The sequence below is a fragment of the Novosphingobium sp. 550D genome (genome assembly GCF_057401885.1).
Genome location: NZ_CM171613.1, coordinates 1,683,726 through 1,697,950, shown reverse-complemented (window position 1 = coordinate 1,697,950; position 14,225 = coordinate 1,683,726). Strand labels below are relative to the sequence as shown.

At 62.5% G+C, this 14,225-nt stretch carries 12 protein-coding genes; 8 read left to right on the top strand and 4 right to left on the bottom strand.

The annotated features are described in order from the left end of the window. Positions 1–96: 96 nt before the first annotated feature. From AC2S2E_RS07970 to AC2S2E_RS07945, 6 genes are all read left to right on the top strand, one after another. Positions 97–1,005 carry a LysR family transcriptional regulator gene (locus tag AC2S2E_RS07970; RefSeq protein ID WP_476104451.1) on the top strand — a complete coding sequence of 303 codons (909 nt, stop codon included), beginning with the start codon at positions 97–99 and terminating at the stop codon, positions 1,003–1,005. A 143-nt stretch (positions 1,006–1,148) separates the two neighbouring features. Then, positions 1,149–2,264 (top strand): FAD-dependent oxidoreductase, encoded by a 1,116-nt coding sequence (locus AC2S2E_RS07965; protein ID WP_486524390.1) that lies wholly within the window; start codon positions 1,149–1,151, stop codon positions 2,262–2,264. Between the two features lie 18 nt (positions 2,265–2,282). Next, positions 2,283–3,185: a VOC family protein gene (locus tag AC2S2E_RS07960; protein ID WP_486524389.1), complete on the top strand. Its 903-nt coding sequence runs from the start codon at positions 2,283–2,285 to the stop codon at positions 3,183–3,185. Positions 3,186–3,188: 3 nt separating this feature from the next. Beyond that, positions 3,189–4,346, top strand: coding sequence for an alpha/beta hydrolase family protein (locus AC2S2E_RS07955; protein ID WP_476101745.1), 1,158 nt, complete (start codon positions 3,189–3,191; stop codon positions 4,344–4,346). Continuing rightward, positions 4,343–5,134, top strand: a complete 792-nt coding sequence (locus tag AC2S2E_RS07950) for a cyclase family protein (RefSeq protein ID WP_476101742.1) — start codon at positions 4,343–4,345, stop codon at positions 5,132–5,134. The genes AC2S2E_RS07955 and AC2S2E_RS07950 overlap by 4 nt, the downstream gene beginning before the upstream one ends. Positions 5,135–5,136: 2 nt before the next feature. Next, entirely contained in the window at positions 5,137–6,096 is a 960-nt protein-coding gene (locus tag AC2S2E_RS07945) for a fumarylacetoacetate hydrolase family protein (RefSeq protein WP_486524388.1), read from the top strand. Here the strand turns inward: AC2S2E_RS07945 and AC2S2E_RS07940 are convergent. The 4 genes from AC2S2E_RS07940 to AC2S2E_RS07925 form a co-directional block, all read right to left on the bottom strand. Continuing rightward, positions 6,093–6,872 (bottom strand): DeoR/GlpR family DNA-binding transcription regulator, encoded by a 780-nt coding sequence (locus tag AC2S2E_RS07940; RefSeq protein ID WP_476101737.1) that lies wholly within the window; start codon positions 6,870–6,872, stop codon positions 6,093–6,095. The two genes, AC2S2E_RS07945 and AC2S2E_RS07940, sit on opposite strands and share 4 nt — an antisense overlap. An 82-nt stretch (positions 6,873–6,954) precedes the next feature. After that, complete coding sequence (gene rhaT, locus AC2S2E_RS07935) at positions 6,955–8,013, bottom strand: L-rhamnose/proton symporter RhaT (RefSeq protein WP_486524387.1); 1,059 nt, start codon at positions 8,011–8,013, stop codon at positions 6,955–6,957. A gap of 21 nt (positions 8,014–8,034) precedes the next feature. Further along, positions 8,035–9,174 (bottom strand): FMN-dependent L-lactate dehydrogenase LldD, encoded by a 1,140-nt coding sequence (gene lldD, locus AC2S2E_RS07930; protein ID WP_486524386.1) that lies wholly within the window; start codon positions 9,172–9,174, stop codon positions 8,035–8,037. Next, positions 9,174–10,550, bottom strand: coding sequence for an FGGY-family carbohydrate kinase (locus AC2S2E_RS07925; protein ID WP_486524385.1), 1,377 nt, complete (start codon positions 10,548–10,550; stop codon positions 9,174–9,176). The genes lldD and AC2S2E_RS07925 overlap by 1 nt, the downstream gene beginning before the upstream one ends. A gap of 233 nt (positions 10,551–10,783) precedes the next feature. Between AC2S2E_RS07925 and AC2S2E_RS07920 the strand changes: the two genes are divergently transcribed. Both AC2S2E_RS07920 and rhaI read left to right on the top strand, forming a co-directional pair. Beyond that, positions 10,784–12,877, top strand: coding sequence for a bifunctional rhamnulose-1-phosphate aldolase/short-chain dehydrogenase (locus tag AC2S2E_RS07920; protein WP_486524384.1), 2,094 nt, complete (start codon positions 10,784–10,786; stop codon positions 12,875–12,877). A gap of 23 nt (positions 12,878–12,900) precedes the next feature. Beyond that, on the top strand, positions 12,901–14,193 hold the full coding sequence (gene rhaI, locus AC2S2E_RS07915) for an L-rhamnose catabolism isomerase (protein ID WP_476101726.1): 1,293 nt from the start codon (positions 12,901–12,903) through the stop codon (positions 14,191–14,193). Positions 14,194–14,225: the final 32 nt, after the last annotated feature.

The window sequence follows — 14,225 nt, the reverse complement described above, 5'->3', positions numbered from 1 at the left end:
TCATCTCCAAAGGCGGGGCGGGCATGGCGCCTGCCCCGCTTTCATTATTTCTGATTTTGATTTATCGCCTCTCCCATAAACACAGGGATGGCTAAAATGCGCTTCAAACAGCTCGACCTCAATCTGCTGGTCGTCTTTTCCGCATTGATGGAAACGCGCAGCGTCACCCGAACGGCCGAACGCCTGGGCCTGACCCAACCCGCCGCCAGCGCGTCTTTGCGCCGCCTGCGGGCGTTCTTTGGCGATGAATTGCTGGTGCAGGTGGGCAAGCGCATGCACCCCACCCCCTTTGCCGAATCACTTTTTCCGCAAATCCAGCGCAGCCTGCAAAGCGTTGAACAGGCCATTGCCACACCCGCCGGTTTTGATCCGGCAACCGCCACGCGCCGGTTCCGCATCAACGCGTCTGACTATGTCATGGTCGCGGTTCTGGTCGGGCTGGCCGAACGGGTGACCGCCGCCGCGCCCCATATACAGCTTGAAGTGATGCAGCCGACCGAGCGCAATGCCGACGATCTGGATGGCGGTCAGATCGACCTGCTGATCGCGCCGGAACAATTGCTGGCGCCTTGGCATCCCTCTGAATTCCTTTACGAAGAAGAACAGGTCGTGGTCGGATGGGCGGGCAACCCACTGTTTGCCAAAGGGCTGACGGCTGATGATTTCTTTGCCTGCGGCCATGTCGGCGTCGCATTGGGTTCACGCCGCGCCGCGACCTTTGCCGACACCCAACTGGCCCGCATGGGGCGCCAGCGCCGGATCGATATCGAGGTCGCCTCTTTTGCCTCTGTGCCATGGTTCCTGCAAAACACGATGCGCCTGGCCGTGCTGCACAAACGGTTGGTGCGCGCGATGATGCCGCAATTCGATCTGGCTTTCGCGCCGATGCCCTTTCCTTTCCCCCGCCTGCGTGAAATGGTGCAGTTTCATGAAGCGCGCCGGGATGATGCGGGCCTGATCTGGCTGCGCGAACAATTGCGTTTGGCGGCACAGGCTATATCATAAATTCAATCTATCATTATTGATCCAGATAATGACTTTTACAGATTGACTACTCTCCCCCTAAATGCCCCTGATCAACGCGCCCGTCGCGGCGCATAGGGAGAGCATATGCGCCAGCACATCGGCGCCGCGCATGAGGCGCGGCCATGAACAAACTCGACATACTTGTCATTGGTGGGGGCATTGGGGGCCTGACGAGCGCGATAGCGCTTTGCAAGGCGGGGCATAATGTCACCGTGATTGAACGCGACCCGAACTGGTCGGTTTACGGGGTTGGTATTATCCAGCAGTCGAACGTGCTGTCTGCGGCGCGGGAATTGGGTATTCTGGATGGCTATCTGGCCGCGGGCGTGGGTTTTGACGCGGTCGAGATCTTCCTGCCCAATGGTCAGAAGGTCGCGCGCATTCCGGGCCATCCGGTCGCGCCGGGCCTGCCCGCCAATATGGGCATCGGGCGGCCTGCGCTGCACAAACTGCTGGGCGATACGGCCAAGGATGCGGGCGCGCAGATCCGTCTGGGCATCACCGCCGCGAGCATCGAGGACACGGGCGATGCCGTCAATGTCACTTTCTCGGATGGTTCGCGCGGCACCTATGCCATCGTGATCGGGGCGGACGGGGTCTATTCGCAAACGCGCAAAACCATCATGCCCGACGCGCCGGGGCCGCAATTCACGGGTCAGGCCGTGTGGCGCTATAACTTCCCGCGCCCGGCCGATCTGGATGCGCTTCAGGTCTATAACGGCCCCACCGGCGTCGGCTTTGTGCCGATCAGCGCGGATCTGATGTATATGTATGTCACCACGCCCGAACCGGACAATCCGTGGTATCCCAAGGAGGGGATCGCGGCGGCCATGCGCGGCAAGCTGGCCAATACCGCGCCCGCCGTTCAGGCATTGGCCGAGCAGATCACCGATGATGAAGGCGTGGTCTATCGCCCGCTTGAGGGCATGATGCTCTATGGCGACTGGCATGTGGGCCGGGTCGTGCTGATCGGCGATGCGGTCCATGCCACCACCCCCCATCTGGGCCAGGGCGCGGGCATGGCGATTGAGGACAGCATCGTTCTGGCCGACGAAATCGCCAAAGCCGCCAGCCCGGCCGAAGCCTTCACCGCCTTCCGCAACCGCCGCTTTGAACGCTGCCGCTTCATCGTCGAGAAGAGCCTTGAGATCTGTCACGGCCAGATCGGCAAAGGCCCGCCCGTCGATAATGCCAAGGCGACGCAGGAAATGTTCGCTGTCGTCTCGCAGCCCATCTGATTTTCAAGGAACCATCCAATGAGCCGAGTTACCGAAATCCGCTATGTGGGCTATGGCGTTACCGATCTGGCCGCTGAATCTGCCTATTACACCGATGTCTGGGGTCTGGAGCCTGTCGCCTCGGACGATGGCATGGCCTGGTTCAAGGCGCAGGGCCATGACGAACATCATGTCGTGCGCCTGCGCGCGGCGGAGGAAAACCGCATCGACGTGATTGCTTTGGCCACCGACACGCGCGCCGATGTCGATGCGCTGGCCGCCAAGGTCGAGGCCGCGGGCGGTCAGATCGTCCACGCCCCGCGTGACCTCACCACGCCGGGCGGCGGCTATGGCTTCCGTTTCTTCAGCCCCGATGGCATCCAGATGGAAATCAGCGCCGAAGTCGCACGCGGGCAAAAGCGCGAGATCGAGCGCTGGGAAGGCGTGCCGGTCAAGATCAGCCACATCGTGCTGCATTCGCCCAACCACAAGGCGCTGGTCGAATGGTTCTGCGATGTGCTGGGCTTCAAGGTGTCCGACTGGCTGGGCGATTTCATGTGCTTCCTGCGCTGCAACAACGCCCATCACCGCTTTGCCATTCTGCCCGGGCCTGCCTGCCTCAACCATGTCGCCTATGACATGGAAGGCGTCGATGGCATGATGCGCGGCGGTCACCGGCTCAAGCTCAAGGGCTTTGACATCCGCTGGGGTCCGGGCCGCCACACCGCGGGCGACAACACGTTCAGCTATTTCGTCACGCCGGGCGGTTTCGTCACCGAATATACCGCCGAGCTGGAAGAGGTGGACTTCGAAACCCGCGAGGCCAAGGTTTACGCCCCCGCGCCCATGGTCATGGACCAATGGGGCATTGGCGTGGGCGGGCCGCAGACCATGCCGCACCCGCATGAAAACCCCGGCCTGTTTGTCGCGGTGGAGGCATAAATCATGGCGCTTTATTCCCCCTTTCCCAACTATATCTGGAACCTCTCGGTCGCCATCGCTCTGGAAAGCGGCGGCCAGATCGGCGAGATCGTCGATATGTGCCAGCCCATCCTTGATGCCGCCGCCGGTGGCGGGGACGCAGGCACGCCCGCCTTTATGAAGCAATGGGCCGCCATGGGCGACAAGCTGGTGGAACTGGCCGCCGAGGACGAGGCCAAGGGACGCGGCTTTTCCGCCAGCGCCAAGCTGGAGCGCGCCTCGCTCTATCTCTTTGTGGCCGAACGCATGCAGGGCCACGGCGCGCCGGGCCGCAAGGAAACCTATGCCAAGGCGCTCGACGCCTTTGCGCGCTCGACAGCTCTGGGCAGCATCAACCGCGAGCGCGTGGAAATCCCGCTGAGCACCGGCACGATGTCGGCGCTCTACACCCGCGGAAACGGCGAAGGCCCCCGCCCCGTGGTGGTCTATTGCAATGGTTTGGACAGCTGCAAGGAGCTGCTCTACTGGAGCCGCCTGCCCGAAGCGCTGGCCAAGCGCGGCATTTCCACGCTCTGCGTCGACCAGCCCGGCACCGGCGAGGCTTTGCGCCTTCAGGGCCTGCCCGTCGATCCGCACAGCGAGAATTGGGCGTCAAAGGCAGTCGACTGGCTGGAAACCCAAAGCGACGTCGATCCCAAGCGCATCGGTATGACCGGCATTTCGCTGGGCGGCCATTTCGCGCCGCGCGCTGTGGCCTATGAGCCGCGCTTTGCCTCGGGCGCCTGCTGGGGCGCCAACCACAACTGGCGCGAGGTGCAGGACAAGCGCATGAAGCGCGAGGGCGAAAACCCCGTGCCGCATTACTGGGCCCATGTGATGTGGGCGTTCGGCGCGGAAACGATGGAGGAATTCCTCGAAAAATCCGAAGCCATGAACCTCAACGGCCATATGGGCGGGGTTCGCGTCCCCTTCCTCGTCACCCACGGCGCCCAGGATCGACAGATCAGCGTTGCCTATGCCCACGATTGCTACGATCAATTGGTCAACAGCCCCCGCCGCGAGCTAAAGATCTTCACCGCCCGCGAAGGCGGGGTCGAACATGTCGGCGCCGACAACATGTCCTATGGACGTGACTATATCGCCGACTGGTTCGCCGAAACGCTGGGAGGACATACCGCATGAGCCGTCGTTTCATCGACCTGTCAATCACACTGTGCAACGATGTGATCACCGATCCGCCGTTCCTGAAGCCGGAAATAACCTATCAGGTGCATAGCGAGACTTTGCCGGAACTGGGTCATTTCTTTCCCGGCATCACCGCCGAGCAGACCCCCGACGGGGCCGGTTTCGCCGCCGCCGAATGGGTGCGGCTGACCACCCATTCGGGCACGCATCTGGACGCGCCCTATCATTTCCATCCCACGATGGATGCGGCCAGCGGCGAGGCCAAACGGTCGCTGACCATCGATGAAATCCCGCTGGAATGGTGTTTCCAGCGGGGGGTCAAGCTGGATTTCCGGCATTTCCCCGATGGCTATGTCGTGACGGCGCAGGATGTCGAGGATGAGTTGAACCGCATCGGGCACGAGCTTCAACCGCTGGACATTGTGCTGGTCAATACGGCGGCGGGCATGGCGGTGGGCAACCCCAACTATGTCAACATCGGCTGCGGCATGGGTTATGAGGCCACCATGTATCTGACCACGCGCGGCGTGCGCGTGACGGGCACCGATGCGTGGAGCTGGGACGCGCCCTTTGCCCTGACGGCGGAGAAGGTTGCCGAAACCGGCGACACCTCGCTTATCTGGGAAGGGCACAAGGCCGGGCGTGACATCGGCTATTGCCATCTGGAAAAGCTGCATAACCTTGAAGCCCTGCCTCCGCACGGCTTTACGGTCTCCTGCTTCCCCCACAAGATCAAGGGCGCATCCGCAGGCTGGACCCGCGCCGTTGCCATCATCGAGGAATAATCATGCGCCTTGCAACCTTGCGCAATGGGCGCCCCGATGGCGAACTGGTCGTCGTTTCCGCTGATGGCGCGCGCTATCTCTCCGCGCCGGGCCTGACCCTGATCAACGCGATCGAGCAGTGGGATCAGGCCATGGACCGGCTCAAGCCGCTGGTCGGGCTGCTGAATAATGGCGGCGGCGGACATCTTGACCCCGCCCGCCTGATCGCGCCCATGCCGCGTTCGTGGCAATGGCTCGACGGTTCGGCCTTTGCCAACCATGGCGACCTGATGCAGATCGCTTTTCATCACGATCCCATCGAAACGGACCGGCCGCTGATGTATCAGGGCATGTCTGACCGCTTCTATGCCCCGACCCAGGATGTGCCCTTCACCAGCGAAGCCGACGGCATCGACTTTGAAGGCGAATTCGGCGTCATCGTTGATGCCGTCCCCATGGGCGTCACGGCAGAGGAAGCCGCCAGCCACATCAAGCTGATCGTGCAGATCAACGACTGGTCGCTGCGCGCCATTGCCCCGGTCGAAATGAAGACCGGCTTTGGCTGGGTTCAGGCCAAGCCTGCTTGCTCCATGGCGCCCTTTGCCGTCACGCCCGATGAATTGGGCGCGGATTGGCGCGATGGCCGGGTTTGCGCCGATCTGATGGTGGAATGGAACGCAGAGCGCTTCGGGCTGGTAAACGGCAGCCAGATGGGCTTCTCTTTCCCCGAACTGGTCGCCCATGCCGCGCGCACGCGCGATCTGGTGGCGGGCACGATCATCGGGTCGGGCACAGTGTCGAACGCCGAATATGCCACCCGTGGTTCGGCCTGCATTTCCGAACGCCGCGCCATCGAGATGATCGCCGATGGCAAGCCCTCCACCAGCTTCATGCATTTCGGCGACACGATCCGCATGGAGGCCATCGACGCGAATGGCCGCAAGCCCTTTGGCACCATCGATCAAAAGGTGGTCAAGGCCTAAGCAATAATCAGCCGCACCCCCGCGCTGCGCACCATATCAGCCAGCGCGGGGGTGATGCCGGCATCGGTAATCAAGACATCCACCTCATCCAACCCGCAGACAATGGCGCCCGACGATAGGGCGAATTTGCTGGAATCGACCAACAGGATCACCTGTTCGGCGCGGTCCACCAATCGACGCTCGGCCGCGACAAGGATGATGTCGTGCTGCATCACGCCTTGCTGGCCCACGGCGGCGGCACCCATGAACAATTTGGGCGCATGGAAACGCGGCATCGAATCCTCGCCCGCAGGCGCCAGGATGATGTTCTGTTCACGAAACACGCTGCCCGACGGGACCAGAATGCGCGTGCCCTTCTGCGGCAGCAAGCCATTGACGATATGGAGCGAATTGGTCAGCACCTGAAGATCCAGCCCGTCCAGATGCGGGCACATCTGGAGCGTGGTAGTGCCCCCGTCGATCATGATCCCCTCGCCCGGTTCGCACAGGGCCGCAGCGGCCCGGCCAATCGCCTGCTTGGCGGCAAGGTTGATCGTGATCGATTGATCGAACGGTGTGCCCAGCAAAGTGGCGTGCGAAGGTTCGCCTTCTTCCGCCTCGCTCGCCTTGGCCCCGCCGTGGACGCGCTGCAACAGGCCCTCGGCCTCCATCCGCGACAGATCACGCCGGATTGTCGCGGGCGAGGCTTCCAGCATCGCTTCAAGTTCGCGATAGGAGACAAAGCCGGATGGGGCCAGAGCTTCGAGAATCAGCCTTTCGCGTTCGGTTGCATGCATGAATTGTGTCGCCCCATCCCAATTCGCCCTTGCGCGAACAATCGGTCTATGCCGTCAAATTCGCGCAAAAGCCATCATACTATCATCCCGCCGCCAACATATTGCCGCCACCGATCACCACGGTCGCCCCGATCAACAGGCCGATGCCGCTCCACACCAATGTCCGGGTGCGCACCGAGGTGCCCAGCCATTCTTTCAGCGCAAAGCCCCAGAGCGTCGAGAACAGGATGATGCTGGCCATATGCAGGGTCCAGCTGGAAAAGCCATATTGGCCCATCTGGCTCTCGCCCATCGTGTAGAAGAAGAACTGGCCATACCACAGCGTGCCGCCCAGCGCGGCCAGCAGCCAGTTGGCCGCCAAGGGCGCGCGCGGCTGGGCCACATCATTGGAGGCGCCGAAGAATTGGCCAAGGCTGCGGTTCTTGACGATCAGCCAGGCGCACCACAAAGCATTGGTGGTAAACCCGCCCAGCAGCACGACACAGAGCACCGGCAGCCCTTGCGAGAGCGGATCCGTGCCCGCCGCCAGCGTCAGGTCGCGGATCGGTTGTCCCGCATCCAGCCCCCAAGCGAAACAGCCCGACATCACGCCGGAAAATGTCGCAATCGCCAGACCCTTTTTCAGGTCAAATTCGGCCACGGCCTCGCCGCTGGGCACTTCACGCGATTTGGCAGCGCCACCGCGCGCCACCACCACAATGCCCACCAACGTGATGACAATGCCCAGCAGGGTCAATTGCCCGCTGGTCTTGGCCGCGATTTCGCCCATCGTGCCATGAAAGATCGGCGGCCCCAACGTGCCGATCACCGTGGTCAGCCCCAGCGCCACCGCCATGCCCAGCGACAGGCCCAGATAGCGCATCGTCAAACCAAAGGTCAGCCCGCCAAAGCCCCACATCACGCCCCAGAACCAGCACCACGCCAGCGTTGCACGGGGGGCGGCGGACAGCACGCCCAGCAAATCATTCGTTCGCAGCGAGGCAAACAGCCAGGGCGCGATCAGCCAGCTGAACAGCCCGCCCGCCAGCCAGAAAACCTCCCAGTTCCACGAGCGGATGCGTTTGTACGGAACATAGAAACTGGCCGAGGAAAAGCCCCCGATCCAGTGAAACACCACGCCCAGCGCCGGATTGGGCACCATGAGCCTCTCCTTTATTATGATTTACGCGAGAATATCGCGGTTGATTTGCGAAATATCGGTGCAGCCCGTCAGCGCCATAGCCACGCGCATTTCGGCGGTGATGATCTCCAGCATTTTGGAAACGCCCGCCTCGCCCTTTGCCGCCAGCGCATAGGACCACGCCCGGCCCAGCAGCACGCCCCGCGCGCCCAGCGCCAACATCCGCACCACGTCCAGCCCCGAACGCACGCCGCCATCGGCCAACACGGTCAGATCATCCCCTACCGCATCGGCAATCGGCGGCAGGGCGCGGGCGCTGGAGAGCACCCCGTCCAATTGCCGCCCGCCATGGTTGGAAACGACGATGCCGTCAGCGCCCATCTTGGCCGCTTCCTTGGCGTCTTCGGGATCGAGGATGCCCTTGATAATCAAAGGCCCCTTCCATTCGGAACGGATGAAATCGAGGTCGCGCCAGTTGATCGAAGGGTCGAAATTGCCCCGCATCCAGGCAAAGAAATCCTCAATCCCCGTATTGCCTTTCAGCACCGGGGCGACATTGCCCAGATGATGCGGGCGGCCCAGAACGCCTACGTCCCACGCCCATTCGGGCCGCACCATGGCCTGCGCCACGCGCCACGCCGCGCCTTTCAACCCGCCGCTGCCCGCCAAACCGGTGTGGTAATCGCGGTAACGGCTGCCCGGAACGGGCATGTCCACGGTAAAGACCAGCGCGCTGCATTGCGCCTCGACGGCCTGGGCCAACAAATCCTTCATAAAGGCGCGGTCGCGGATCATGTAGAGCTGGAACCAGAAGGGCTTGGTGGCCGCCGCCGCCACTTCGGGCAAGGCGCAGGCCGAGACGGTGGAGAGCGTGAAGGGAATGTCGGCCTTATTGGCCGCGCGCACGGCTTGGACCTCGCCGCGCCGCGCGTTCAGCCCCGCAAGGCCCACCGGTGCCAGCGCCACCGGCAGGGCCTGCTTCACCCCAAACAGCGTGGTCGACATGTCGATTTTCGAAACATCGCGCAAAACCCGCTGGCGCAGCGCCAGATGGGCAAGATCCTCGGCATTCTTGCGCAACGTCACCTCGCCATAGCTGCCCCCGTCCATATATTCGAACAGGAAACGCGGCAGGCGGCGGCGGGCGGCCTCGCGGAAATCGGCGACAGAAGCGATAATCATCAGTTGCTCTCCAGCCGGGCCAGCCAGCGGTTGCGATAGGTGTCAAGATCGGCGTCCAGCGGCTCGATCCTGCGCAATTCACCTTGGGGCATCAGCACGGGATCGATCAGCCGGATCGCGCCGAAACTGACATCATTATGCGCGCTGCCAACATAAACCTGCGTCTTGGGGCGCAGGGCCGCCAGAGCGCGGACGAAAACCTCCGCCTCGGCAAAGCGGCCTTCGACCAGCAGGCGTTCATCCGAACCGATCAGATTAAGCGCCTGATCGGCCACCAGCGCGGCATAAAGGCAGGCACCGGCGCGGCGCTCATACCAATCCTCGGGCTGGTTGACCCACGCACCCTTTGCATCGGGAAAGGGCCCGCAACCGGGTGCCAGCGTCGGCATATGCATCGCCCCCTTGGCCAAAACGGCGGGGACCGCGGCCAACAGATGCGGCTGATCGGGTTTGATATCGACCCGGCGCGTGTCAATCTCGATCAGCGCCTCAATCTCGCGACCGCCCATGAAACGCGCGGAAGGGACGGGCCGCCCATAGGCGTCGACATTAACCAGACAATCTCGCGCCTCGGGCAGGGCAGCCGTGGCGATGGGCGAGGTGGGCAGGCGCATGGCGATGAACCATGTGCCGGTGGACAGCACGGTGGCCTCATTGCGGGCGATTTCGCCAAATCCACGCGCCGCCATCAGCGCCGCATTGGAATCATGCAGCCCCGCCAGAACGCGCACCGTTTCCGGCAGGCCCGTGGCCGCCGCCAGCGCCGGACTGATCGTGCCCAACACATCGCCCGCCTTGACCACCGGGGCAAAGCGCCGATCCCAACCCTGCCCCTTGGCCAGATCGGACCAGTCGGCGGCATCCGGGTTCCAAAGATCCGAATGACAACCCAGCGAGGTCACTTCACTGGCCGCGACACCGCACAGCCACCATGCCCAATATTGCGCCCATGGCACCAGCGTGGCCTGCGCCATGACGTCGGGATAAAGTTCCTGCGCCCACCACACATGCGCGCCGAAATTCAAACCCTGTGGCAGGGCGGGCGATCCGGTTTGCGCGAAAGGAGACCGGGCGGCGCGATAGGCCGCCATAGTGGCTTCGGGCGGGGCGGCCTCATAATCGATGGGCGCAAAGGCCAAGGCACCATTGACGATCGCGGCAAAGCCCGCGCCATGCCCGACCGGCACGATATATTCCGCGCCGCTTTTCGCATGGCCCGTCAGCACACCTCTGGCCCAATCGGCAATGCCGGCGGCATCAAGGCGCGCAATGCCGCCTTCCTCGCATTTCGCATTGGGGCGCACTTGCCGGTCCAGCAATTGCCCATCGCGCGACCACAATGTGATCTTCGACATCGTTTTGCCGATGTCGATCACGATCGCCCATCCGGCCCCAACTTCTGATTGTACAGAACCCTGTGTCAGAACGCTCTCCCTCGCGCGCAATAGCGCTTTATTCCCGTCGCGCCGCAAGCGCGAAATCATGCTGCATGTGCGAATTTGATCATTAGTCTGATCGTTTATGATTGCTGAATATCGAATCTGATTGCCAAAGGGAAGCAGATTCGTTAGGAGGCCGATCAAACAGACCCCCATGGGAGCAAATTTCCGTGACAAACTCCGCGATTCCTTTTGCCGTCCCCACCAGCCGTTGGGACGACGCCCACGCCGCCACGCTTTCGCCCGAAGAACTGCTGCTCTATCGCTCCAACCTGTTGGGCAGCGATCTGACGGTGACCAACTTTGGCGGCGGCAACACCTCGGCCAAATTGGCCGGCACCGATCCTCTCACCGGTGAAACCGTCGAAGTGTTGTGGGTCAAAGGTTCGGGCGGCGACATCGGTTCGATGAAGCTGGACGGCTTTGCCACGCTCTATCAGGAAAAGCTGCTGGGCCTTGAGGCACATTACAATGGGCCCGAAGATGACGACAAGATGGTCGGCTATCTGCCCCATTGCACGTTCAACCTGAACGGCCGCGCAGCATCGATCGACACGCCGCTGCACTCGCTGCTGCCTTTTGCCCATGTTGACCACGTTCACCCGGATGCGATCATTGCCCTTGCCGCGTCGAGCGGTGGCGAAGAAGCGACCAAGGAAATCTGGGGCGGCAAGATCGGCTGGCTGCCGTGGAAGCGCCCCGGTTACACGCTGGGCCGGATGCTGCGCGATTATCAGCGCGCCAATCCGGGCGTTCAGGGTGTGATGATGGCCAGCCACGGCATCATCTGCTGGGCCGACAGCGCCAAGGAATGCTATGAGCACACCGTTGGCCTGATTGCGGACGCGGCCAAGTATCTGAACGCCAAGATGGCGGGCAAGCCTGCCTTTGGCGGTCAGGTCGTCGCCCCCAACCCCGACCGCGCCGCGATTGCCGCCGATCTGATGCCCCGCCTGCGCGGCTTTATGACGGGTTCGCGCCGCAAGCTGGGCCATTATTCGGATGATGCCGAGGCGCTGGAATTTGTGGGGTCCGCCAAGTTTGAAGAACTGGCCGCTCTGGGCACCTCTTGCCCCGACCACTTCCTGCGCACCAAGATCGCGCCGCTGACGCTCGATCCGGCCCGTTTGCAGGACGATGCCTATCTGGCGGAAAAGATCAGCGCTTATCGCGATTTCTATGCCGCCTATTACGAGCGCTGCAAGCGCGCCAACAGCCCCGCCATGCGCGATCCCAACCCGGTCGTGGTGCTGGTGCCCGGCGTTGGCCGCATCACCTTTGCCACCGACAAGACCACCGCGCGTCTGGCCGGGGAATTTTATGGCAATGCCATCAACGTGATGCGCGGCGCAGAAGCCATTGGCGACTATATCGCTCTGGATGAGCAGGAAGCCTTCGACATCGAATACTGGCTGCTCGAAGAAGCCAAGCTTCAGCGCATGCCCGCCCCCAAGCCGCAGGTGGGCCGCGTGGCCTTTGTCACCGGCGGCGCGGGCGGTATCGGTGCGGCAACGGCGGCCCGCTTCCTGAAAGAAGGCGCCTGCGTGGTGCTGGCCGACCGTGATGCCAACGCCGTCGAGGAAGTGCGCGCCGGTTTCGCCAAGCAGTTCGGCAAGGACGTCGTCCGCGCCGTCACCTGCGACGTGACCGACGAAGCGCAGGTCAAGGCCGCCTTCGACACCGCCGCGCGCGAATTTGGCGGTCTGGACGTGGTGGTCGCCAATGCGGGCATCGCCTCTTCTGCCCCCATCGAGCAGACCACGGTGGAACTGTGGGATCGCAATTTCGACGTGCTGGCCCAGGGCTATTTCCTGACCGCCAAGCATGCCTGGGGCCTGATGAAGCGCAACAAGGACCTGGGCGGCACCAGCCTCGTTTTCATCGGTTCGAAGAATGCCGTGGCCGCCGCCGCTGGCGCTTCGGCCTATGCCAGCGCCAAGGCCGCTGCCAACCATCTGGGCCGTTGTCTGGCCTTGGAGGGCGCACCCGAAGGCATCCGTGTCAACATCGTCAACCCCGATGCCGTCATCAAGGGCAGCAAGATCTGGGACGGCGACTGGCGCAAGGAACGCGCCGCGTCCAATAAGATCGACGCGGGCGAGGAACTGGAAGCGCATTACCGCAACCGTTCGATGCTCAAGCGCGATGTGCTGCCCGAAGATATTGCCGAAGCGGCCTATTTCCTTGGGAGCGAAGCCTCGGCAAAGTCGACCGGCAACATGATCAATGTGGACGCGGGCAACGTTCAGGCCTTCACGCGCTAAATTCAGGTTTGGGAGAGGATTTCATGAGCAATCTGCCGATTTCCGCCGATCTGATCGCGGAACATAACGCCAAGGGGCTTGAGGCCCTGCATGAAGATTACGAAGCGCTGGGCCGCAAGCTGGCGCGCACCGGCATCGATATTGACGCAATCAAAAAGCGCGTTGCCGGTTTCTCGGTCGCCGTCCCTTCGTGGGGCGCGGGGCGCGGCGGCACGCGTTTTGCCAAGTTCCCCATTGCGGGCGAACCCACCAATATCCATGAAAAGCTGGAAGACTGCTCGGTCATCAACCAGTTGTCCACGGTGACGCCGCGTGTCTCGCCCCATTTCCCGTGGGACAAGGTTTCCGATTTCAACGCCCTGCGCGAGGAAGCCGCGGATCTCGGCCTTGGCTGGGACGCGGTCAACAGCAACACGTTTCAGGATCAGGTGGGTCAGGCCCACACCTATGCCAATGGCTCGCTCTCGTCTCAAGACGCAGGCGCGCGCCAGCAGGCGGTCGAACACAACATCGAATGCATCGAAATCGGCAAACAGTTGGGCAGCAAGGACCTGACCGTCTGGGTGGGCGATGGTACCAATTTCCCCGGCCAGCAGGATTTTGCCCGCAGCCTCGACCGCTATCTTGATGCGGCGGCGCAAATCTATTCAGCCCTGCCCGATGACTGGCGGATGCTGCTCGAACACAAAATGTTCGAACCGGCCTTCTACTCGACCGTGATCAGCGACTGGGGCTCCTCGATCCTTGCCGCGCAAACGCTGGGTGACAAGTGCAAGTGCCTTGTCGACCTTGGCCACCATGCGCCCAACGTCAATATCGAACAGATCGTGGCCCGCCTCCACCGCTTTGGCAAGCTGGGCGGTTTCCATTTCAACGACAGCAAGTATGGCGACGACGATCTGGACAGCGGCTCGATCAACCCGCACCAACTCTTCCTCGTGTTCAACGAACTGGCCGAGGCGGAACTGAACCCGCGTGATGGTTTCAACCCGTCCTATATGATCGACCAGTCGCACAATGTGACCGACCCGATTGAATCGATGCTGTCCAGCGCCGAAGCGATTGCCGCCTGCTTTGCCAAGGCGTCGCTGGTTGATCGCGCCGCCCTGCATGGCGCACAGGAAGCCAATGACACGATGATGGCGTTCCAGGCTCTGCGCCGCGCCTATAATGTCGATGTGGCCCCGATTCTGGCCATGGCCCGTGTCGAGGCGGGCGGCGCGATTGACGTTCTGGCCGCCTATCGCGCCAGCGGATACCGCGCCCGCAAGGCGCAGGAACGCAAGCCTGTCGGGCTGGGTGCCGGTATCGTGTGATGCCAATCTTGCGACAATAAAGACATGGCTAT